Here is a 19,663-nt window from a genome sequence, read left to right on the forward strand (position 1 = left end):
AGGGGCGGCGAGGGGGGGAGGCGGGTTGAAACCCGCCCTGCGTCCCCTCGCCGCCCGCGCGATCAGGCCGTGCCGGGCTCGGTGATCTGGTGGTCGTACTGGTCGCCCCGGGTCACGAAGGGCACCACGCGGATCGAGTCGCCGTCCACCGTGAAGCCGCGCACGCCGGCATAGGAGATGCCGTTGTCCTCCAGCAGCGCCTGGGCCTCCGCCTCCAGCCCCGCGGGGACGTAGACGAAGAAGTGGCGGACCTTGGTGGGCGTGTTGTCGTCGGTGGCCAGCGAGCAGGCCTTCAGCCAGGGCACGCGGGCGGGATCGACGGTCATCTCGACCTCCCCGATCTCGCGCACTTCGTCGGAGGGGGAGACGATGATGATGTCGGGGTAATAGGTCCCCTCCGGCCCCTCGATGGCGCGCACCGGGGTCTCGGCGTTGCACTTGGCGACATAGCCCTCGGGCCAGTCCTGCTGACCGGGGAAGGGGTAGCGGGTCAGCGAGATGTATTTGGCGACCGTGTCGTGGATGGCCTGGGTCATTGGGGATCTCCTTGTCGGTGGGGTTTGGTTTCTGGGTTGAGGGAGGCGTCCGCCTCCGCCTCCGCCTCGGCGGCCAGCGCCACGGCGGGGGCGAAGGGGCCGAGCGGGAGAGGAGGCGCCGCGCGGGCGCGCAGCCGCTCCAGCCCCACCACCGCGACGCCGGAGACGAGCACCAGCCCGGCGCCTCCCCAGACGGCGGCGGTGGGGATTTCGTCGAACATCAGCCAGCCGAGGCCGAAGCCCGAGACCAGCGCGCCGTATTCCAGCGCGGCCAGGGTGGAGGCCGGGATGCGCCGCGCCGCCTCGTAGATGGCGAATTGCCCGGCGCCGCCGAGCACGCCGGCCGCCGCGATGCCGAGCGTCTGCGAAAGATCCGCCTGCCAGCCCCAGACCAGCGCGCAGGCCCCGGTGGCGAGCACGAAGACCACGTTGGCCGCCACCACCTGCGCCAGCGCCCCTTCCTCCCCGGAAAAGGCGCGCAGCATCAGCATGGTTCCGGCCCAGAGCGCGGCGGCGAGCAGGGCGAAGGCGGAGGCGGAGGACATTTCGAACGCCGCCGCCCCGCTGGCCAGCGCCACGCCGCCGAAGCCCGCGGCGATGGCGGCCCATTGGCCGAGGCTGACCCGCTCGCCCAGGAACGGCCCGGCCATCAGCGCCACCAGGATCGGCGAGAAGAAATAGAGCGTGATCGCCTGCGCCAGCGGGATGTCGCGCAGGGCGAGGTAGAAGCAGCCCCAGGCCGCGAGGTTCATCAGCGCGCGCAGCACGATCCAGCGCAGGTTGCGGGCGCGCCGGGCGCGGCGGATCACCGGGCCGCGGCCGATGGCGACCGCGATGGCCAGCACCGTCAGGCTGCGCACCAGCAGCACCTGCCAGACCGGAAGGTCCTGCACATAGCCCTTGGAAAACGCGTCCTGCAGCGGCAGCAGCACATTGGCCGCGAAGATCAGCCCCACCGCGATCCAGAACGAGGCCGCGAGCGTGGCGGCGCCGGTCACGTTCATGCGTCGCGTCCGGGGGACGCGGCGCGCGCGGCGAAACGAAAGGCGGGGCGGAGGGGCAGGGGCGGGCTCCGAAACTTGGGGGCTGCTATTTTTTTGAAGCTAACTCCAAGTTTCTGACTCGGTCAACCGCGCTGCACCGCGGCAGGATATTCGCCCGCCACGGTTTTCGCCCCCCCCCCCCCCCGCCTCGCCCGGCGGGCGGGGGTCAGGCGGGTTGCGGAAGCGGCGTCGCCTCCATCGCCTTGCCGTCGGCGCCGAACAGGCGCAGATCGGCGGGATCGACGGCGAGCCGGAACACCTCGCCGCGGCGGGCGGGCAGGGCGCCGGGGAGCTTGGCGATCAGCGGGGTCTCCGCGCCCTCGGGCTCGAAATAGACCAGCTGGGTCTCGCCCAGTTTCTCGACCAGCGTGGCGGGGCCCTCATTGAAGACGGGCTCCCCCGGCTCGGCCAGGCGCAGGGCCTCGGGGCGCACGCCCAGCCGCAGGCCCTCGCCCGAGGCGGCCAGCGGGACCGGCGCGCAGCCGGGGATCGTCAGCCCGTCCGGGCCGGGGCGGGCGGGCGCGAGATTCATGGCGGGCGAGCCGATGAACTGCGCGACGAAGGTGTTGGCGGGGCGGTCGTAAAGCTCCATCGGCGCGCCCACCTGCTCCACCCGCCCGTCGCGCAGCACCACGATGCGGTCGGCGAGCGTCATCGCCTCCACCTGGTCATGGGTGACGTAGATCATCGTGGTCTCGGCCATGCGTTCATGCAGGGCGGCGATCTCGATCCGGGTCTGCACGCGCAGGGCTGCGTCGAGGTTCGACAGGGGCTCGTCGAACAGGAACACCCGCGGGTCGCGCACGATGGCCCGCCCGATCGCCACCCGCTGCCGCTGCCCGCCCGAAAGCTGACGGGGCAGGCGGTCCAGCAGCTCGGACAGCTGGAGCATCTCCGCGGCGGCCTCGACCTTTTCGCGCACGGTTTCGCGGGCGGTCTTCGCCAGTTTCAGCCCGAAGGCCATGTTCTCGTAGACCGACATATGCGGGTAGAGCGCGTAGGACTGGAACACCATGGCGATGCCGCGCTGGGCGGGGGTGAGGTCGTTGACCCGCGTCCCGTCGAAATTCAGGTCGCCGGCGGTGATCTCCTCCAGCCCGGCGATGACCCGCAGCAGGGTGGATTTCCCGCAGCCGGAGGGGCCGACGAAGACCACGAACTCGCCGGGCTCGATGGCGAGGTCGATGTCGCGCAGCGCCTCCACGGTCCCGTAGGACTTGGCGATCTTGTCGAGGGTCAGGCGGGTCATGCGGGGTCTCCGGTGGCGGGGGACATGCCGAACCAGGCGTCCCAGGGCCCGAGGCGCAGGGAGCCGTCGATCACTCGGCCGCCGAACAGGGGCGCGGGGCCGGGGATCTCCAGCGTCTCGGCCGCCCAGGGGGCGGGGCCGGCATGGGACGCGTCGGTGAGGTTGAAGGCGCAGAACACGGCGTCGCCGGTCGCAGGGTCGCGGCGGGCGAAAGCGAGCAGGTCGGGGCCGGCCTCCGCCATCTCCAGCGTCCCGCGGATCAGCGCGGGATGGGCGCGGCGGAAGGCGAGCAGCCTGCGATAGGCGTGCAGCGGCGAGGCCGGGTCGCCCTCCTGCCGGTCCACGGCCAGCGGGCGGTGAGCCTCGGGGGCGGGCAGCCACGGCGCGGCCTCCGAAAACCCGGCGTTGGGGGCGTCGGTCTCCCACGGCATCGGGGTGCGGGCCCCGTCGCGGCCGCGGAACTTGGGCCAGAGGCGCAGGCCGTAGGGGTCGCGGATGTCCTCGAAGGCGATGCGGGCCTCGGGCAGGGCCAGCTCCTCGCCCTGATAAAGGCAGACCGAGCCGCGCAGCGACAGCAGCAGCGCCGCCAGAACCGCGGCCCGGCCCGGCGCCTCCGCCCCCCAGCGGGTGACATGGCGCACGGTGTCGTGGTTGGAGAAGGCCCAGCAGGGCCACGAGGTCTCCGACACCGCCTCCACCCCCTCGATCACCTCCCGCGCGCGGGCGGGGGTTGGGGGATCGGGGGCGAGGAAGTCGAAATCGTAGCACATGTGCAGCTTGTCGCCGCCCGCGGTGTAGGCGGCCATGACCTCGCGCCCGCGCTGGCTTTCGCCCACTTCGCCCAGCAGGGCGCGGTCGCCGTGGCGGTCGCAGAGCGCGCGCAGCCGGCGCAGAAAGGCGAGGTTCTCGGGCTGGGTCTTGTCGTGGAGATGGTCCTGGAAGTTGTAGGGATTCTCCATCGGCGCGGTGTTGGCGTTGCGCTGTTCGGGCGGCAGGGGCGGATTGTCGGTCAGCGCCGCGTCATGGAAATAGAAGTTCACGGTATCGAGCCGGAACCCGTCGACGCCGCGCTTCAGCCAGGCCTCCGCCACCGCCAGCAGGGCGTCCTGCACCTCCGGATTGTGGAAATTGAGGTCGGGTTGGGCGGCGAGGAAGTTGTGCAGGTAGTATTGCAGCCGCGTCGTGTCCCATTCCCAGGCCGGGCCGCCGAAGATCGACAGCCAGTTGTTGGGGGCGGTCCCGTCCGGCTTCGCCTCGGCCCAGACATACCAGTCGGCGCGGGGGCTTTCGCGGGCGCCGCGGCTCTCGACGAACCAGGGATGGGCGTCGGAGGTGTGCGACAGCACCAGGTCGATGACGATGCGCAGGCCGAGCCGGTGGGCGTCCGCGACCACGGCGTCGAAATCCGCCATCGTGCCGAACATCGGGTCCACGTCGCCATAGCCCGAGACGTCGTAGCCGAAATCCTTCATCGGAGAGCGGAAGAACGGCGTGATCCACACCGCGTCGGCCCCGAGATCGGCGATATGGGGCAGGCGCCGGCGCAACCCCTCTAGATCGCCGATCCCGTTGCCGTCCGAGTCCTGGAAGGACCGCAGATAGACCTGGTAGATCACCGCGCCGCGCCACCAGTCGGGGTCGTGGGAAACGTTCATCCCTTCACCCCGCCGGCGGTCAGCCCGGCCACGATGCGGCGCTGGAAGACCAGCACCAGCGCCACCAGCGGCAGGGTCACGATGACCGACGCCGCCATGATCTCCCCCCACGGGACCTCCTTGCCCGAGGATCCCGACAGCAGCGCGATGGCCACCGGCACGGTGCGGGTGTCGTTGGAGGCGACGAAGGTCAGGGCGAAGAGGAACTCGTTCCAGGCCTGGATGAAGGCCAGCAGCCCGGTGGTGACCAGCGCCGGCCAGAGCAGCGGCAGGAACACCTTCACGACGATCTGAAGGGGCGTGGCGCCGTCGACGATGGCGGCTTCCTCCAGCTCCACCGGCATGTCGCGCATGAAGGTGGTCAGCACCCAGACCGTGAAGGGCAGGGTGAAGATCATGTAGCTGAGGATCAGCGAACCCAGCGTGTTGTAGAGCCCGAAATACCGGACCATCTCGAACAGGCCCGCCAGCACCGCGATCTGCGGGAACATCGACACCGACAGCACGGTGAGCAGCAGCAGGCCGCGCCCCCGGAACGGCACGCGGGACAGCGCATAGGCCGCCGTGACCGCGAGGCAGAGCGACACGATCACCACCGCCACCGCCACGCCGACGGAGTTCAGGAAGTTCCGCGGGAATTCCCCCTCGTTCATCACCGAGGCGTAGTTCCCGAGATCCAGCGCGTCGGGCCAGTAGGACACGGTGAAGATGCCCGACCCCGTCTCCAGGCTGGTGAGGATCGCGTAGTAGAACGGGAACACCGAGAACAGCACGATCCCCGCCACCAGCGCCCAGAAGGCCGCGCGTTTCAGCAGTTTCATCGCGGTCATCGCCCGCCCCCCGTCAGGTCGAGCCGGGCCGCCTTGATATAGCCGATGGTGATGAAGGCGATGACCAGGAACAGCAGGGTGGAGGCGGCGGAGCCGTAGGCGAACTTGTCGAACTGGAACAGGTTCTGCTGGGCGAAGACCGACATGGTGGTGGTCTGCTGGTTGTTGGGCGTCAGCACGTAGACGATGTCGAACACCCGCAGCGCGTCGAGCCCGCGGAAGATCGTCGCCACGATCAGCGCCGGCGCCACCAGCGGCAGGGTGATCTTCCAGAACACCCGCACCGGGTGAACGCCGTCGATGCGCGCGGCCTCGTAGATGTCGCGGGGGATCATCTGCAAGCCGGCGAGGATCAGCAGCGCCATGAAGGGCGTGGTCTTCCAGATATCGACGATCATCACCGCGATCAGCGCCGTGTCGCCCGACGCGATCCAGGCCACGGGGGCGGAGAGCAGACCCAGCCGCATGCCCACGTCGTTGATGATCCCGAACTGGTCGTTGAGCATCCAGGCCCACATCTTGGCCGACACGATGGTGGGGATCGCCCATGGGATCAGCACCGCGGCGCGGACCCAGCCCCGGCCCGGGAAATCGGCGTTCAGCACCAGCGCGATGGCCATGCCCAGCACGGTCTCGACGCTGACGGTGACGAGCGCGAAGCGCAGCGTGTTGCCCACCGCGTTCCACCAGCCCGGATCGGCGAGCAGCCCGAAATACTCGCCGTCCCCGTCGCCGTAGTCGAACCATTCCAGGTAGTTGTTCAGCCCGATCCACTGCGCGCCCGCGAGGTCGCCCAGCGAGGCGTCGGTCAGGCTGAACCAGATGGTGCGCGCCAGCGGCCAGCCGGCGACGAAGGCCAGCACCGCCAGCATGGGCGCGAGGAACATGGCGGCCGAACGCAGGCGCTGGGCGCGCAGCGCGGAACGGGAGGCGGCCGGGGGCGCGGGGCGGGAGGTCATGCGCGCGCCCTCCGTCGGGACGGACGGGCGCGCGACCCCCGCCCCGGCGCGAAAAACGCGCCGGAGCGGGGCGCCGGACGGGCGGCGGGCGGGACCATGGGGTCGGCCATGGGGCGGGCCATGGGGACGGGTCTTACCAGCCCGAGCCCTTCAGCCGGGTCAGCCTCGCGTCCAGCCGCTTGAGGCTCGCCTCCGCCGGACGCTCGCCCGACAGGGTGGCGTGGACCGCGTCCCAGAACTCCTTCGACACCTCGTTGTAGTTGGTGGTCGTGGGCGCGGACGGGCGCGGCACGGTGTTGAGGAAGATCTCCTTCCACTGGGGGATGGAGGGCTGCGCCTCCGCCACCTCCGGGTCGTCATAGAGCCCCTTGAGCGTCGGCAGGCGGGTCAGCTCGATGGCGCGGGTTTTCTGCGCCTCCTCGCCGCTCAGGAACATGACCAGTTCGATCGCCGCCTCCTGGTTCTCCGAATATTTCGAGACCGCGAGGTTCCACCCCCCCAGCGTCGCCGCCGAGCCGTCGCCGCCCGAGGGCAGGGGCGCGATGGCGAACTTGTCCTTCACGGCGGAATCGTCGCCCTGACCCAGCGCCCAGGCGTAGGGCCAGTTGCGCATGAAGGCGGCCTTGCCGGTCTGCCAGACGCCGCGGCTCTCCTCCTCCTTGTAGGCCAGCACGCCCTCGGGGGAGATGTCGCCGATCCACGCGGCGACCGTGTCCAGCGCCTCGGCGGCCTTGGGGTTGTTGATGGTGATCTCGCCCTCGGGGCTGACGATCTGCCCGCCGCCGAAGGATTTCACCCATTCCAGCGCGTCGCAGGTCAGCCCCTCATAGGCCGCGCCCTGGAAGACGTAGCCGTGGAAGTCGGCCATGCCCGCCTCGCGCTCGCCCTGCTGGATGGTTCGGGCGGCCTCGGCCATCGCGTCCCAGGTCTCGGGCACGTCGAGCCCGTATTTCTCCAGCAGGTCCTTGCGGTAATAAAGCGCCGGGGCGTCGGTGAACATCGGCATGGCGATCAGGCGGCCGTCGACGGTCTGGCTCTGGATGATCGACTCGAAATGGTCGCCGGCGGCGTCGCCCGCGGCGTCCTTCAGGTCCACGAAATGCGAGGCGAGCTGCGGCGCCCAGACGATGTCGGTGCGGTAGACGTCGATGTCCGCATTCCGCGCCGACAGCCACAGCCGGTACTGGGCGAACTGGTCGGTGGTCGACGAGGGCATCTCCACGATCTCGACCGAATGGCCGGTCATCTCCTCGAACCTGTCGAGGTTCTGGCGCAGGACCTCGTTGTCCCGGCCGACCGGGCCCGAGACCACCGACAGATCGGCGGCGGCGGCCGGTAGCGCGGTCGCGGCCAGCAGGGCGGCGAGGGCGGAACGGGTGACGACGGGGGCGAAAGGCGACCGGGGTCGGCTCATGCGGCGGCTCCTCCTGACGGCTCGGGCGAACCCCGCTGGGGGCGGGGCGTCCCGACGCTTTCATCGAGGCACGACGGGCCTGGGCCGAAACGGGTCCGATGGGGGGACAGGCCGGGCTCCGCCGCGCATGTGCGGTGTCCCCGAAGGGTGGCGGAGCGGGGCGGCATGTCAAACCGTTTCATGGATTAACGTCCCGCGATGCGGAAGGCGGGCCGCGGGCCGCGCGCCCGGATCAGCCGCGCGCGGCGGCGATCCAGGCGCGCGCGGCGTCCAGGTCCTCGCGCACCAGGCCGTGGCCCGCCAGCGTCTCGCGTCGGTCCACGGTCAGGCCGGCGCCGGTCAGCATGTCGACGAGCCGGGTCACCGTGGGCGCAGGCGCGATCGGATCGGCGAGCCCCGCGAGGATCAGCGCGGAGCGGGCCGGGGCCGGGTCGGGGGCCGGGGCGGGGGGCGAGCCGGGGGACGTGCGGGGGGACGGCGCCGCCCCGAAAGGCGCCATCGCCCGCATCAGCACGCCGCCCGCCAGCGTCGCCGGCCGCAGCAACAGCATGGCCGCGGCGATATTGGCGCCGTTGGAGAACCCCAGCGCGAGGGGCGCGGCGAGGCCATGGGCGGCGGTCCGCGCCTCCACCCAATCGGCGAGCTCATGGGTGCGGGCGCGCAGGTCGTCCTCGTCCAGCACCCCTTCCGCATGGCGGCGGAAAAAGCGGGGGGCGCCGTGCTCCGACACCCGCCCGCGCGGGGAAAGCAATGCCGAGCCGGGAGAGACCGCGCGCCCCAGCTCCAGCAGGTCGCGCTCGTCGCCGCCGGTCCCGTGCAGCAGCAGCAGCGGCGGCGCGGCCGGGTCGGTCGCGGGGACGAAAACATGGGAGAAATCGGTGGCGAAATCGGTGCGGGCGGTCATCTCGGGGCTCCCGGTTGGGGCGGGGCCCCCGGCGAACCGGAGGCCCCGATCGGCGTCAGTCGAGCGCGGGCAGCGCCGCTTCGATGCGGGCGCGGTGGGCCTCGTAGGCCTCGGGCAGCTTGAGCGCCTGGCCGAGGCTTTCCGCGGGCTCGTCCACCGCGAAGCCGGGGGCGTCGGTGGCGATCTCGAACAGGACCCCGCCCGGCTCGCGGAAATAGACCGAGCGGAAGTAGTTGCGGTCCCGCTGCTCGGTCGGCTGCAGGCCGTGGTTCGCGGCCAGCAGGGCGGCCATGCGGGCCTGATCGGCGTCATCCGTCGCCCGGAAGGCGATGTGATGGACCGAGCCGCGGCCCGGCCGCGCCGGCAGGAAGCCGCCGGCCTCGCGCAGGTCGATCACGTTCCCGAGGCCCCCGCCCGGCGCGGTGAAGCGGGTCGTGGTCCCCTCGGTCGCGCCCCGGACGAAGCCGAAGACGCCGGTGAGGATCGCGGCCGTCGGCGCGGTCTCCTCCAGCAGCAGGCTGACGCCCTGCATGCCGCGGATCGCGTGCTCGGCGGGGATGCCGCCGCCGGTCCAGGCGGGCTCGTCCCCCGCGCCCGGCGTCGCCACCAGCGCCAGCCGCAGCCCGTCGGGGTCGCGGAAGGGCAGGACGGTCTCGCCGAAGCGGGTCTCGGGCGTGCCATGGGTCACGCCCTTTTCCAGCAGGCGCTGGGTCCAGAAGCCGAGCGAGGCCTCGGGGATGCGGAACACCGTCTCCTGCGTCTCGCCGACGCCGAGGCGTCCGGCGGCGGCGTGCTCCCACGGGAAGAAGGTGAGGATGGAGCCGGGGGCGCCGGCTTCGTCCCCGAAATAGAAGTGATAGGCGCCGGGATCGTCGAAGTTGACGGTTTTCTTCACCATCCGCAGGCCGAGGGTCCCGGTGTGGAAAGCGAGGTTGCGGCGCGCCTCGCCGGCGATGGCGGTGACGTGGTGGAGCGGGCGGGCAGGGGTGGTCATCTCGGGTCTCCTTCCGTTGCGGAGGGCGTTTCGCTGGGTCTGAAGATAGGGGCGGGGGACGCGCCGCCGTAGGGGTTTGACATTGCGCTGATGCAATGTCGGGATGGCGCGGATGGAATTGGGACTGCGCTGGCGGCATGGCCGCGGAAAGGGGCGGGAGATGGCGGAGACGGCGGGCGACGCCCCGGGCTGGGAGGATTTTCGGCTGGTCGGCGCGGTGGCCGAGGCCGGGAGCCTGCCCGCCGCCGCCCGTCGCCTCGGGATCAGCCATTCGACGGTCTTCCGCCGCCTCGGCGCGCTGGAGGCCCGGCTGGGCGCGACCCTGTTCGAGCGGGGCCGCGACGGCTACGCCCCCACCCCGGCGGGCGAGGAGATGGCCGCCATCGCCCGGGAGATGGAGGGCCGCGTCGCCGGCTTCGCCGGCCGCATGGCATCGCGGGAGATCCTGCCGGCGGGGGATCTGCGGGTGGCGACGTCGGACGCGCTGCTGATCGGGCTGCTGACGCCGGTCTTCGCGGCGTTCCGGCGGGAATGCCCGTCGGTCCGGCTGGAGGTGACGGTGGGCAACTACCCCGCCAACCTCTCGCGCCGGGACGCCGATGTGGCGATCCGGGCCACCGACGCCCCGCCCGAGACCTTGGCCGGGCGGCGGGTGGGGGCGCTGTGCTGGGCGCTTTACGGCCCGGCGGGCGGCGGCGCGCGGGACTGGGTCTCGCCCTCGGACGACCTCGCGGACCTGGCGGCGGGGGCGCTGACCCGGACCCGGATGGCGGCGGAGGGGGCGGCGGCGGGCTATCGCGCCAACTCGATCCTCGGTCTGGCGGAAGCGGTGGCGCAGGGGGCGGGGCGGGGCTTTCTGCCCTGCTTCCTGGGCGACGCCCGCCCGGACCTGGAACGGCTGGAGCCCCCGGCGCCGGAGCTGACCACCGGCCTGTGGCTGCTGGTGCACCCGGACCTGCAGCGCGCGCCGCGGGCCCGGGCGTTCCTGGATTTTTCGGCGGCGCGGCTGACGTCGATGCGCCGCTTCCTGCAGGGCGAGACGCGGGCCCCGGAGGCGACACGCTAGCGGCGGAAAGGCGGGTTGAAACCCGCCCTACGGCGTCGCGCGGGAGGTCAGGCGCCCGAGGCCAGGTCGAACCCCTCGTCGATCCAGCCGGTCACGCCGCCGATCATCCGCTTCACCGGCAGGCCCAGGCGCGCCAGCCGCACCGCGGCCTTGTCGGCGCCGTTGCAATGGGGGCCGGCGCAATAGACGACGAAGGTGATCCCCGCCGGGAACTCGGCCATCCGGCGCGCGGTCATCTTGCCATGCGGCAGGTTCTGCGCGCCGGGGACGTGGCCGGCCTCGAACAGCGCCGGGGCCCGGACGTCGAGCACCACGAAATCAGCCGGGGCGTCGGAGGCCCGCGCGGCCTCCAGCGCCGCATGGGTGTCCCAGCAATCGGTCTCGAATTCCAGCAGGGCCGAGAAATGGGCGAGCGCCCGGTCGGAAGCGGCGGCGGGGATGTCGGTGATCGGGTTGGGCATCGCGGGGCTCCTGGTTGGCGGGTCGGCGTTTGGCGCGCGCTCTTGATGCGCCGGATGCGGCATCGGCGGAATTGGCGGAATCGCCATGATGCGGTAACTTTCCGCCAAAGCCGCCCGGAGACCCGCCATGCCCGCCCCCGACCACACCCCCGACCCCGCTTCCGCCCCTCATCGCATCGTCGCGGTGGTCTATGACGGGCTGTGCACCTTCGAATTCGGCATCGTGACCGAGCTGTTCGCCCTGCCGCGGCCGGAATTCGACTTCCCCTGGTACGACTTCTCGCTGGCCGCGGCCGAGCGCCGGCCCGGCGGGTTGCGCGCCATGGGCGGCTTCCGGGTCCAGGTCGACGCGGGGCTGGAGGCGCTGGCGACCGCGGACACCGTGGTCATCCCCGGCTGGCGCGACCGGGACGAGGCCCCGCCCGCCCCGTTGGTCGAGGCCATCCGCGCCGCCCATGCCCGCGGGGCGCGGATGCTGGCGATCTGCTCGGGCGGTTTCGTGCTGGGGGCTGCGGGGGTGCTGGAGGGGCGCCGGGTCACCACCCACTGGCGCCACATGCCGGCGATGAAGGCGCGGTTTCCGGGCGTGGAGCTGGCCGAGGACGCGCTTTATGTCGAGGATCGCGGCGTCATCACCTCCGCCGGCAGCAGCGCGGGGATCGATGCGGGCCTGCATCTGATCCGCGCCGATCATGGCGCGCGGGTGGCCAATATCGTGGCCCGGCGCCTGGTCATGCCGCCGCATCGCGAAGGCGGGCAGGCGCAATATGTCGACGCGCCGGTGCAGTTGCGCCCGGGCCGCAGCCTCGCCGCCGTGCTCGACTGGGCGCGGGGGGAACTGGCCCGTCCCGTCGCCGTCGCCGAGATGGCCGACCGCGCGGGGATGAGCGAGCGCAGCTTCCTGCGCCGCTTCCGCGAGGCCACCGGGACCACGCCGCTCAAATGGCTGCGGCGGGAGCGTGTGACGCGGGCCATGAAGCTGCTGGAGGAGACCGGGCTGGCGCTCGACGACGTGGGCGCCAATTGCGGCTTCGGCTCGGCCGAGGCGTTCCGCAAGGCGTTCGGCGAGGTCGCGGGCGTGGCGCCGGGCGCCTATCGCGCGCGATTCCGGCGGGAGGCCGCGGCGGGGGGCGGGATCCGCGCGGCGGGGTGACCCGCGCGCGAGGCGGCGGGGCGCGCAAAGCTGACCTGCCGGCAAGCCTTGCGCTGGGGGCAATCCGGGTTCCCGTTCGGCGCCTCTTGCCCGGAACCGGCGGCCGGGCTCTCTGGCGGGATGGAACTCTGGATCCCCATCACCATCGCCGCGGCCTTCTGCCAGAACCTCCGCTCGGCCCTTCAGAAACGCCTGCGCGCCACGCTCTCGGTCGAGGGGGCGACGGGCGCCCGGTTCGTCTACGCCGCCCCGCTGGCGCTGGCGCTTCTGGCGGCGCTGATCTGGGGGCGGGGCGACGCGATCCCGGTCGCGCCGGGGCGGTTCCACGCCTATTCCGCCATCGGAGGGCTGTCGCAGATCGGGGCGACCTGGCTGCTCATCCACCTGTTCTCGATGCGCAATTTCGCCGTCGCCACCGGCCTGACCAAGACCGAGACGGTGCAGACCGCGCTGATCGGCGTGGTGCTGCTGGGCGATCCGATGAGCCTTGCGGGCGCGGCGGCGATCCTGGTGAGCCTTGTCGGGGTGGCGCTGATCTCGCTGCCCGCCGGCGGGGTGGCGCAGGCGGGGGTGTCGGGGAAAAGCGCGCTGATCGGCATCGCCTCCGGGGGTCTGTTCGGGCTGTCGGCGGTGGCCTATCGCGGCGCGGCCCTGTCGCTGGAGAGCGGCGACGTGATCCTGCGCGCCGCCACCACGCTGGCCGAGGTCACGCTTTTCCAGGCGGTGCTGGTGGTGGCGTTCCTGATGTGGCGGGACCGGGCGCAGGCGCGGGCGCTGGCCGGGGCGTGGCGGGCCTCGTCCTGGGTGGGGCTGGTGGGAATGCTGGGTTCGCTCGGCTGGTTCGCGGCCTTCACCCTGCAAAGCGCGGCGCATGTGCGGGCGCTGGGCCAGGTGGAGGTGATCTTCATGGTCGCCGCTTCGGTCATCATGTTCCGCGAACGGCCGACCCGGCGCGAGATCTTCGGCGTGGCCCTGGTGGCGCTGGGCATCGTCGGGCTCGTGCTCTGGGGCGCGTGAGGGCGGCCGAGGCCGCCCTCTTCCGCCGGTCTCAGGCGGCTGTGGGGAGGCCGAAACGCGCCGCCGCCCGGTTCCGCGACAGGTTCGGCCCCAGCGCCGCGCGCGCCGTCTCCAGCCGCTGCCAGTCGTCGGCGTCGGGCAGGGAGGGGATCGTCACCAGCTCCCCCTGGTCGAAACCGGCGAGGGCGGCGTCCACCATCTCCTCGACCTCCATCACCATCTCGGCCGGGAAGGCGTCGAGCGACAGGCCGGCGCGTTCCCAGATCTCGGTGCGGGTGGCGCCGGGCAGCACGTTGTGCACGCGCACGCCGGCGGGGGCGAGCTCCGCCGCCAGCGACTGGCCGAAGGCCAGCAGATAGGCCTTGGTGGCGGGGTAAACCGGGGGGAAGCGCTCCGGCATCAGGGCGGTGACGGAGGCGATGTTGATGATCGTCCCCCGCCCCCTGGCGGCGAAAGCGCGCGCCGCGGCGAGGGCGAGCCGGGTGGCGGCGATCACGTTGAGGCGGATCAGCCGCTCCTGTTCGTCGAGATCGGCCGACAGCGCCCTGCCGCCGCTGGCGATGCCCGCATTGTTGACCAGCAGCGTGAGGGAGGCGTCGCTTTCGAGCCGGCTCGCCAGCGCGCCGAGGTCGTCCGCCCGGTCGAGATCGGCGGCGATGGTCTCGACATGGGTCTTGCGGCCGAGGCGGTCGGCGAGCTCCGAGAGCCGGGAGAGGTCGCGGCCGGTCAGGATCAGGTCGTGGCCGCGATCGGCGAGACGGTCGGCGTAGACGGCGCCGATGCCGCCGGTGGCGCCGGTGATGATGGCCTTGGAACGGGTCATGGTGGGATCCTTGTCGAGAGGGTCGGAAGGGGGGCGGAAGGGGGGCGGCGCCGGCGAGGCATCGCCCGCGAGAAGATCCGGGCCGGCGACGGGGAGGCGCCCCCGGCCCGGGCGTCAGCCGGTCACATCGCCTCCAGCGCCAGGGCGACGCCCTGTCCGCCGCCGATGCACAGGCTGACCATGGCGCGGCGCTGTCCCTCTCGCCGCATCGCGTGCAGCGCCCGGGTGACGAGGATCGCCCCCGTGGCGCCGATGGGGTGGCCGTGGGCGATGGCGCCGCCCTCGGGGTTGGTCACGTCCTCGGCGAGGCCCAGCTCCTGCATCACCGCCAGCGGCACGGCGGCGTAGGCCTCGTTGATCTCGACGCGCTCCAGGTCGCTCAGCCGCCAGCCGGCGCGCGCCAGCGCCTGGCGGATGGCGGGGGCGGGCGCGATGCCGAAGCGCTCGGGCGCCAGCGCCGAGACGCCCCAGGCCACCAGCCTTCCCAGCGGCGCGATCCCCTTCGCCTCGGCCGCGGCGCGGTCCATGACCAGCATCGCCGAGGCTCCGGCGTTCAGCCCCGGCGCGTTGCCCGCGGTGATCGTGCCGCTCTCCCGGAAGGCGGGGCGCAGGCGGGCGAGGGTTTCGGGCGTGGAGTCGGGGCGGGGGGCCTCGTCGCGGGCGAAGATCTCGGTTCCCTTGCGGGCGGGCGCGTCGACCGGGACGATTTCGGCGTCGAATTTCCCGGCGTCGCGGGCGGACGAGAACCGGGACTGCGAGCGGGCGGCCCATGCGTCCTGCGCCTCCCGCGTGATCTGCATCTCGGCGACCAGGTCCTCGGTGTGCCAGCCGGAATGCCGGCCCGAGAACGCGTCGTGCAGCCCGTCGCGCAGCATCGCGTCATGGACCGGCGCGTCGCCCATGCGCACGCCGCGCCTCGCGCCGGGCATCAGGTGCGGGGCGAGGTCCATGTTCTCCATCCCGCCCGCCACGGCGATGTCGGCATGCCCCAGCGCGATCTCCTGCGCCGCCGAGACGATGGCCTGGGCGCCCGATCCGCAGACCCGGTTGACGGTCAGGGCCGGGGTCTCCTCGGCCAGGCCTCCCCGGATCGCGGCCTGGCGGGCGGGGTTCATGCCGGCGCCGGCCTGCACCACCTGGCCCATGACGGCGAGCTCCACCGCGTCGGCCGCCGGCCCGGCGCGGGCGAGCGTGGCGCGGATCGCGGCGGCGCCGAGATCGGTGGCGGGGACCGCCTGCAGACCGCCGCCGAAGCCGCCAATGGCGGTGCGCGTCGGGTGGCAGAGCACGATGTCTCGGGGGGCGTCCAGCATGGGCGGGGTCTCCGGAATGGGTCGCGGGATTCGTGGGTTCCTTTTGGGAATGTAGTGTATGCGTGCATATGCCCGCAATGGGGCGCGCAACAAAAAGCCCGGCCCGCTTGGATCGCGGGCCGGGCGAGGGCATGGGCCTGAGGCGCGGCTCAGGACAGGGTCGCGGTCAGCGTGATGTCGGTGTTCATCAGCTTGGAGATCGGGCAGTTGGCCTTGGCCTTGGCGGCCAGTTCCTGGAACTGCGCGTCATCCGTGCCGGGGATGGAGGCGGTCAGCTCCAGCGCGATGGAGGTCACCGCGAAGCCGTCGTCCAGCTTCTCCAGCGTCACCTTGGCGGTGGTGTTGAGCGACTTGGCGGTCAGCTCCGCCTCGCCCAGGATCAGCGACAGCGCCATGGTGAAGCAGCTGGCATGGGCGGCGCCGATCAGCTCCTCGGGGTTGGAGCCCTTCACGCCCTCGAAGCGGGTGGCGAAGCCGTAGGGATGGGCGTCGAGCGCGCCGCTTTCGGTGGAGATCGCGCCCTTGCCGTCCTTCAGGCCGCCGGACCAGGCGGCGGAGCCTTTGCGGGTGATTTTCATGGGGAAGTCCTTTGGTTGATGGTCGGGGTGGAATCCCGCCGCGGCGCGTGGCCCTGCGGCGGGGGCGATCCGGTGGGCGGGCGCGGGCGTCAGCCGTCGCGCGCCGCCAGCGCCGCCTCCAGCGCGTCGATCCGGGCCTGCATCTCGGCCTGGATCTTGGCGATGGTCGGCGCGATTTCGGCCGCGGAGAAGCGCGGCGTGATGTGCTGCGGGCAGTTCCACTCGAAGGCCTCGACCTCCACCACCATGGCGCGCTCCACCTTCGCGGGACGCTGGGGCGAGGGGTAGTCGGGCAGGGCCAGCAGGGCCGCGAGGTCGGGGCGCTCGGCCAGGTCCATCGCCCGCGCCCGGCCGATCAGCTTCAGCCGCCCCTGCCGCGCCGCGTCGAGAAAGAAGAACGACGCGCGGTCGTCGGCCTCCAGCGCGCCGACCGAGATGTATTGCCGGTTGCCGCGGAAATCGGGGAAGGCGAACGCGCGCTCCGAGATCGCGCGCACGAAGCCCGGGGGACCGCCGCGATGCTGCATGTAGGGCCAGCCGGTCTCGCCATGGGTGGCCATGAAGAAGGAATCGCGGCTCTCGATGAAGGCGCGCTCCTCGGGGCCCAGCCGGTCGGGGCCGTCCTGCGCCGCGTCCGCGTCGCGGGGATGGGCGAGGCGGCCGAGCAGCGCCTCCTGCGTCGCAAGCGCGTGGGGGCCGAACATCTGGTTGCGGTAATGCGCGGTCATCTCGGGGGGCTCCGGTCAGGCTGAAACGGCAAGGGGGACGGCGGGCGCGAGCTCGTCCCGCAGGGAGGTCAGCGCCCGACGCCAAGGGGCCTCGCTGCGCATCCCGCGCGACAGGACCAGCCCGCCATGCAGGAACATCGCGGCGCGCTCGCCCCGCGCGCGGGCGTCTTCGGGCGCGGCGCCGGCTTCCTCGGCCAGCGCCGCGAAGGCGGCGACCAGCTTTTCGAAGGCGGCGCGCACGCCGTCGACGAAGGGGCCGTCCTCCTCCCGCGGGGCCGAGAGCATGTTGAGCAGGCAGGCCCGCGCCCCCCCGGCATAGAAGGCGTCGAGCCCCTCGGCCGCGCGGGCGGCGCGCTCGTCCGGCGCGCCCTCGCCCTGAAGCAGGACCAGCGCGAGGTCGTCGAGCCGGGCGGAGGCGTTGGCCAGAACCTCTTCCGCCATCTGGCGTTTGCCGCCGGGAAAGCGGTGGTAGAGGCTGGCCTTGCGCAGCCCCGACGCGGCGGCGAGATGCGCGAGCGAGGCGCCTTCGAAGCCGCGGTCGCAAAACACTTCCGCAAGGCGGATCAGCAGCGCGTCGTCCTCTATGCTTTGCGGTCGGGCCATCGGGGTCTCCTGCGGGGGCGGCGTTGGCGGAGATCTATTACCGAACGTTCGGTATTCAAGAGGGGGCGCCGAAATTCTCCCGCCGCTTTCGACGCAAGCCGCGGGCGGGGCGGAAAGGCAGGCTCCGGAGCGTTCCCGGGGGGCCCTCTCCCGGCCATTCGGAGACCCGCCATGGAGCCTTATCGCGAGCTGAGCCGTTCGATCCGCGGGCGCCGCGCCATCGTCACCGGGGCGGCCAGCGGCATGGGGCGGGCCACCGCCCACCTGCTGGCGCGGGAGGGCGCGGACGTCGCCGTCACCGACCTGCGCCCCGAGGCCTGCGAGGCCGTCGCCGCCGAGATCGACGCCGCCCGCGCCGCGCCGGGCGGCGAGGGCATCGGGCGCGCCGTGCCCATGGCGCTGGACGTCGCCGACGCGGACGCGATCCGCGAAAGCGTGCCCGCCCTGGCCGAGGAGCTGGGCGGGCTGGACATCCTGATCAACAACGCCGGTTTCTCACGCCACCCGGCCTTCGAGGATGACGAAGCCTATGAGGCCGCCTGGACCGCGAGCCTCGCCGGCATGCTGTCGGCCCATCAGCGGATGATCCGCGCGGCGCTGCCGTGGCTGCGCAAGTCGGATGCGGCGCGGATCGTCAACATCGCCTCGACCGAGGGTTGGGGCGCCACCAAGGGCAACTCGCCCTATGTCGCGGCCAAGACCGGCGTCATCGGCCTGACCCGCGCGCTGGCGGTGGATTTCGGGCGTGAGGGCATTACGGTGAACTGCATCTGCCCCGGCCCGATCCTGACCGGCATCACCTCGCATATCTCGGAGGAGCACAAGGCGATTTTCGCCAAGCGCCGCACGGCGCTGGGCCGCTACGGGCATCCCGAGGAGGTGGCTCATGTCACGCTGAGCCTGGTCCTGCCGGCGGCGAGCTACATCACCGGCGTCGCGATCCCGGTGGACGGGGGCCTGACCATCAAGAACGCCTGAACCGAGGGAGCGGGGCGTGCAGGGCGCGCGCCGCCCCGCCTTCGCGCATCGATCCCGGACGGGCGCGGCGGGTTCGCACCCGCCCTACGGCGGCTGCTCAGACGATCACCGCCCCGTTCTCCGCCACCTTGCGGCCGTGCTTCCAGACCTGCCGATCGCGGGGGCGGGCGGCCACGGCCTCGGCCGTGTGGCGGGCGTCGAGGGTCACGAAATCCGCCGGGGCGCCGGGGCGGAAGCCGTAGTCGGACAGGCCGAGAGCCGCGGCCCCGCCCTCGGTCACCATGTCGAAACAGGCCGCGAGCTGCGCGTCCACCGCGAAGCCGGAGCGGTAGCCGATCATGTTGGCCCGTCCCAGCATGTCGCCATCCCCCCAGGGCCACCAGGAATCCCGGATGTTGTCGCAGCCGCCGAAGACCGTGACCCCGGCCTCGCGCAGCAGCGCCACCGGGGGCAGGGGGCGGGCGCCGGGCGCGTTGGTCATGATCGCCACCCCGGCCTTCGCCAACGCCTCCGCCGCCCGGCGCTGGAGCGGCTCGGGCACGTCCCCCAACCCGTAGGCGTGGGAGATCGCGACCAGCCCCTGCATGCCCAGCGCGCGGGTCCGCTGGGCGATGCGCTCGATCTCGAACACCCCCAGATGGCCCGCATCGTGCAGGTGGATGTCGACGGGGGCGCCGTGACGCTCGGCCAGGCCGAAGACCACGTCGAGATGCCCCTCCAGGTCGCCGTCGAACCCGGCGGGGTCGAGCCCGCCCACCACGTCGCATCCCAGCGCCATGGCCTCGTCCATCAGGTCGGCGACGCCGGGCTCGGCCAGGATCCCGGACTGGGGGAAGGCGCAGAGCTGAAGGTCGATGCGGTCCGCCCAGGCGGCGCGCATCTCCAGCAGCGCCTCGGCGTGGGAGAGGCCGCGGGCGAGGTCGATGATGAGATGCGAGCGCATGCGGGTGGAGCCCTGCGCGAGGCACAGCTCCATCTGCGCCCGGGCGCGTTCGGCCAGGGGGGCGGCTTCGGCGAGGTTCTCGTTCTGGAAGCGCACCCGCTCGCGCACGTCGAAGCCGGCGGTGTTGGGTTTGTGGGGGACCCAGGCGTCGCCGATGAAGGAGGTGTCGAGATGGACATGCCCCTCGACGAAGCCCGGCGCCGCCAGCCGGCCCCCGAAATCCACCGTCGCGGCGGTCTCGGGACGGGGGGCGCCGTCCTCCAGCACGGTTTCGATGCGCCCGCCGGTCACGGCGAAGCCCGCGCGGCGCCCATCGGGCAGGAGGGCGTTCTCGAAAAGGGTGTCGCAGGCGGTCATGGGCGCGGGTCCGGGACGGTTGGGAGGGGGCGGTTGGGAGGCCCCCCGATCATGCCCGG

20 protein-coding genes are annotated in these 19,663 nt (G+C 72.5%); 4 read left to right on the forward strand and 16 right to left on the reverse strand.

The features are described 5' to 3' along the window. Positions 1-62 precede the first annotated feature (62 nt). The 9 genes from BLV24_RS20015 to BLV24_RS20055 form a co-directional block, all read right to left on the reverse strand. The gene (locus BLV24_RS20015) at positions 63-536 is read right to left on the reverse strand and encodes a hypothetical protein (protein ID WP_092685182.1); all 474 of its coding nucleotides are present in this window, start codon (positions 534-536) and stop codon (positions 63-65) included. Then, on the reverse strand, positions 533-1,540 hold the full coding sequence (locus BLV24_RS20020) for a DMT family transporter (protein WP_092685184.1): 1,008 nt from the start codon (positions 1,538-1,540) through the stop codon (positions 533-535). The genes BLV24_RS20015 and BLV24_RS20020 overlap by 4 nt, the downstream gene beginning before the upstream one ends. A 205-nt stretch (positions 1,541-1,745) precedes the next feature. Further along, entirely contained in the window at positions 1,746-2,828 is a 1,083-nt protein-coding gene (locus tag BLV24_RS20025; protein WP_092685186.1) for an ABC transporter ATP-binding protein, read from the reverse strand. Further along, positions 2,825-4,483 carry an alpha-glucosidase gene (locus tag BLV24_RS20030; protein WP_092685188.1) on the reverse strand — a complete coding sequence of 553 codons (1,659 nt, stop codon included), beginning with the start codon at positions 4,481-4,483 and terminating at the stop codon, positions 2,825-2,827. Before BLV24_RS20030 ends, BLV24_RS20025 begins: the two co-directional genes overlap by 4 nt. Then, the gene (locus tag BLV24_RS20035; protein WP_218133485.1) at positions 4,480-5,313 is read right to left on the reverse strand and encodes a carbohydrate ABC transporter permease; all 834 of its coding nucleotides are present in this window, start codon (positions 5,311-5,313) and stop codon (positions 4,480-4,482) included. The genes BLV24_RS20030 and BLV24_RS20035 overlap by 4 nt, the downstream gene beginning before the upstream one ends. After that, the gene (locus BLV24_RS20040; RefSeq protein WP_092685190.1) at positions 5,310-6,272 is read right to left on the reverse strand and encodes a carbohydrate ABC transporter permease; all 963 of its coding nucleotides are present in this window, start codon (positions 6,270-6,272) and stop codon (positions 5,310-5,312) included. Before BLV24_RS20040 ends, BLV24_RS20035 begins: the two co-directional genes overlap by 4 nt. A gap of 133 nt (positions 6,273-6,405) precedes the next feature. After that, positions 6,406-7,686: an ABC transporter substrate-binding protein gene (locus BLV24_RS20045; protein ID WP_092685192.1), complete on the reverse strand. Its 1,281-nt coding sequence runs from the start codon at positions 7,684-7,686 to the stop codon at positions 6,406-6,408. Positions 7,687-7,918: 232 nt separating this feature from the next. Further along, entirely contained in the window at positions 7,919-8,590 is a 672-nt protein-coding gene (locus BLV24_RS20050) for an alpha/beta hydrolase (RefSeq protein WP_092685194.1), read from the reverse strand. 55 nt (positions 8,591-8,645) lie between these two features. After that, positions 8,646-9,584, reverse strand: a complete 939-nt coding sequence (locus BLV24_RS20055; RefSeq protein ID WP_092685196.1) for a ring-cleaving dioxygenase — start codon at positions 9,582-9,584, stop codon at positions 8,646-8,648. A gap of 112 nt (positions 9,585-9,696) precedes the next feature. Here BLV24_RS20055 and BLV24_RS20060 point away from each other — a divergent pair, with 112 nt between their 5' ends. After that, the gene (locus BLV24_RS20060) at positions 9,697-10,650 is read left to right on the forward strand and encodes a LysR family transcriptional regulator (RefSeq protein ID WP_245710680.1); all 954 of its coding nucleotides are present in this window, start codon (positions 9,697-9,699) and stop codon (positions 10,648-10,650) included. Positions 10,651-10,697: 47 nt separating this feature from the next. Here BLV24_RS20060 and BLV24_RS20065 read toward each other — a convergent pair whose 3' ends face one another. Then, positions 10,698-11,111 carry a rhodanese-like domain-containing protein gene (locus tag BLV24_RS20065; RefSeq protein ID WP_092685200.1) on the reverse strand — a complete coding sequence of 138 codons (414 nt, stop codon included), beginning with the start codon at positions 11,109-11,111 and terminating at the stop codon, positions 10,698-10,700. 127 nt (positions 11,112-11,238) lie between these two features. Here BLV24_RS20065 and ftrA point away from each other — a divergent pair, with 127 nt between their 5' ends. Next, entirely contained in the window at positions 11,239-12,264 is a 1,026-nt protein-coding gene (gene ftrA / locus BLV24_RS20070) for a transcriptional regulator FtrA (protein WP_092685202.1), read from the forward strand. A gap of 120 nt (positions 12,265-12,384) precedes the next feature. After that, positions 12,385-13,281, forward strand: coding sequence for an EamA family transporter (locus BLV24_RS20075; protein ID WP_092685204.1), 897 nt, complete (start codon positions 12,385-12,387; stop codon positions 13,279-13,281). A gap of 31 nt (positions 13,282-13,312) precedes the next feature. On the opposite strand, the gene BLV24_RS20080 is transcribed toward BLV24_RS20075, so the two are convergent. From BLV24_RS20080 to BLV24_RS20100, 5 genes are all read right to left on the reverse strand, one after another. Then, positions 13,313-14,104 (reverse strand): SDR family NAD(P)-dependent oxidoreductase, encoded by a 792-nt coding sequence (locus BLV24_RS20080; RefSeq protein WP_092685206.1) that lies wholly within the window; start codon positions 14,102-14,104, stop codon positions 13,313-13,315. 122 nt (positions 14,105-14,226) lie between these two features. Continuing rightward, positions 14,227-15,417 (reverse strand): thiolase family protein, encoded by a 1,191-nt coding sequence (locus BLV24_RS20085; RefSeq protein ID WP_092685208.1) that lies wholly within the window; start codon positions 15,415-15,417, stop codon positions 14,227-14,229. Positions 15,418-15,566: 149 nt separating this feature from the next. Beyond that, positions 15,567-15,989, reverse strand: coding sequence for an OsmC family protein (locus tag BLV24_RS20090; protein ID WP_281242956.1), 423 nt, complete (start codon positions 15,987-15,989; stop codon positions 15,567-15,569). 95 nt (positions 15,990-16,084) lie between these two features. Next, entirely contained in the window at positions 16,085-16,723 is a 639-nt protein-coding gene (locus tag BLV24_RS20095; RefSeq protein ID WP_092685212.1) for a pyridoxamine 5'-phosphate oxidase family protein, read from the reverse strand. A gap of 15 nt (positions 16,724-16,738) precedes the next feature. After that, entirely contained in the window at positions 16,739-17,326 is a 588-nt protein-coding gene (locus BLV24_RS20100) for a TetR family transcriptional regulator (protein ID WP_092685214.1), read from the reverse strand. A 171-nt stretch (positions 17,327-17,497) separates the two neighbouring features. Between BLV24_RS20100 and BLV24_RS20105 the strand changes: the two genes are divergently transcribed. Then, positions 17,498-18,304 (forward strand): SDR family NAD(P)-dependent oxidoreductase, encoded by an 807-nt coding sequence (locus BLV24_RS20105; protein ID WP_092685216.1) that lies wholly within the window; start codon positions 17,498-17,500, stop codon positions 18,302-18,304. Between the two features lie 97 nt (positions 18,305-18,401). On the opposite strand, the gene BLV24_RS20110 is transcribed toward BLV24_RS20105, so the two are convergent. Then, the gene (locus tag BLV24_RS20110) at positions 18,402-19,604 is read right to left on the reverse strand and encodes an amidohydrolase family protein (RefSeq protein ID WP_092685218.1); all 1,203 of its coding nucleotides are present in this window, start codon (positions 19,602-19,604) and stop codon (positions 18,402-18,404) included. Positions 19,605-19,663 lie beyond the last annotated feature (59 nt).

Source organism: Albimonas donghaensis (assembly GCF_900106695.1).
Classification (GTDB): Bacteria; Pseudomonadota; Alphaproteobacteria; order Rhodobacterales; family Rhodobacteraceae; genus Albimonas; species Albimonas donghaensis.

What these genes read in the sequence shown, in the direction of transcription:
- BLV24_RS20050 (WP_092685194.1), bottom strand. Translation starts at nt 8,590, where the DNA reads ATGACCGCCCGCACCGATTTCGCCACCGATTTCTCCCATGTTTTCGTC.
- BLV24_RS20025 (WP_092685186.1), bottom strand. Translation starts at nt 2,828, where the DNA reads ATGACCCGCCTGACCCTCGACAAGATCGCCAAGTCCTACGGGACCGTG.
- BLV24_RS20035 (WP_218133485.1), bottom strand. Translation starts at nt 5,313, where the DNA reads ATGACCGCGATGAAACTGCTGAAACGCGCGGCCTTCTGGGCGCTGGTG.
- BLV24_RS20015 (WP_092685182.1), bottom strand. Translation starts at nt 536, where the DNA reads ATGACCCAGGCCATCCACGACACGGTCGCCAAATACATCTCGCTGACC.
- BLV24_RS20065 (WP_092685200.1), bottom strand. Translation starts at nt 11,111, where the DNA reads ATGCCCAACCCGATCACCGACATCCCCGCCGCCGCTTCCGACCGGGCG.
- BLV24_RS20085 (WP_092685208.1), bottom strand. Translation starts at nt 15,417, where the DNA reads ATGCTGGACGCCCCCCGAGACATCGTGCTCTGCCACCCGACGCGCACC.
- BLV24_RS20075 (WP_092685204.1), top strand. Translation starts at nt 12,385, where the DNA reads ATGGAACTCTGGATCCCCATCACCATCGCCGCGGCCTTCTGCCAGAAC.
- BLV24_RS20060 (WP_245710680.1), top strand. Translation starts at nt 9,697, where the DNA reads ATGGAATTGGGACTGCGCTGGCGGCATGGCCGCGGAAAGGGGCGGGAG.
- BLV24_RS20040 (WP_092685190.1), bottom strand. Translation starts at nt 6,272, where the DNA reads ATGACCTCCCGCCCCGCGCCCCCGGCCGCCTCCCGTTCCGCGCTGCGC.
- ftrA (WP_092685202.1), top strand. Translation starts at nt 11,239, where the DNA reads ATGCCCGCCCCCGACCACACCCCCGACCCCGCTTCCGCCCCTCATCGC.
- BLV24_RS20110 (WP_092685218.1), bottom strand. Translation starts at nt 19,604, where the DNA reads ATGACCGCCTGCGACACCCTTTTCGAGAACGCCCTCCTGCCCGATGGG.
- BLV24_RS20095 (WP_092685212.1), bottom strand. Translation starts at nt 16,723, where the DNA reads ATGACCGCGCATTACCGCAACCAGATGTTCGGCCCCCACGCGCTTGCG.
- BLV24_RS20030 (WP_092685188.1), bottom strand. Translation starts at nt 4,483, where the DNA reads ATGAACGTTTCCCACGACCCCGACTGGTGGCGCGGCGCGGTGATCTAC.
- BLV24_RS20045 (WP_092685192.1), bottom strand. Translation starts at nt 7,686, where the DNA reads ATGAGCCGACCCCGGTCGCCTTTCGCCCCCGTCGTCACCCGTTCCGCC.
- BLV24_RS20080 (WP_092685206.1), bottom strand. Translation starts at nt 14,104, where the DNA reads ATGACCCGTTCCAAGGCCATCATCACCGGCGCCACCGGCGGCATCGGC.
- BLV24_RS20105 (WP_092685216.1), top strand. Translation starts at nt 17,498, where the DNA reads ATGGAGCCTTATCGCGAGCTGAGCCGTTCGATCCGCGGGCGCCGCGCC.
- BLV24_RS20100 (WP_092685214.1), bottom strand. Translation starts at nt 17,326, where the DNA reads ATGGCCCGACCGCAAAGCATAGAGGACGACGCGCTGCTGATCCGCCTT.
- BLV24_RS20020 (WP_092685184.1), bottom strand. Translation starts at nt 1,540, where the DNA reads ATGAACGTGACCGGCGCCGCCACGCTCGCGGCCTCGTTCTGGATCGCG.
- BLV24_RS20055 (WP_092685196.1), bottom strand. Translation starts at nt 9,584, where the DNA reads ATGACCACCCCTGCCCGCCCGCTCCACCACGTCACCGCCATCGCCGGC.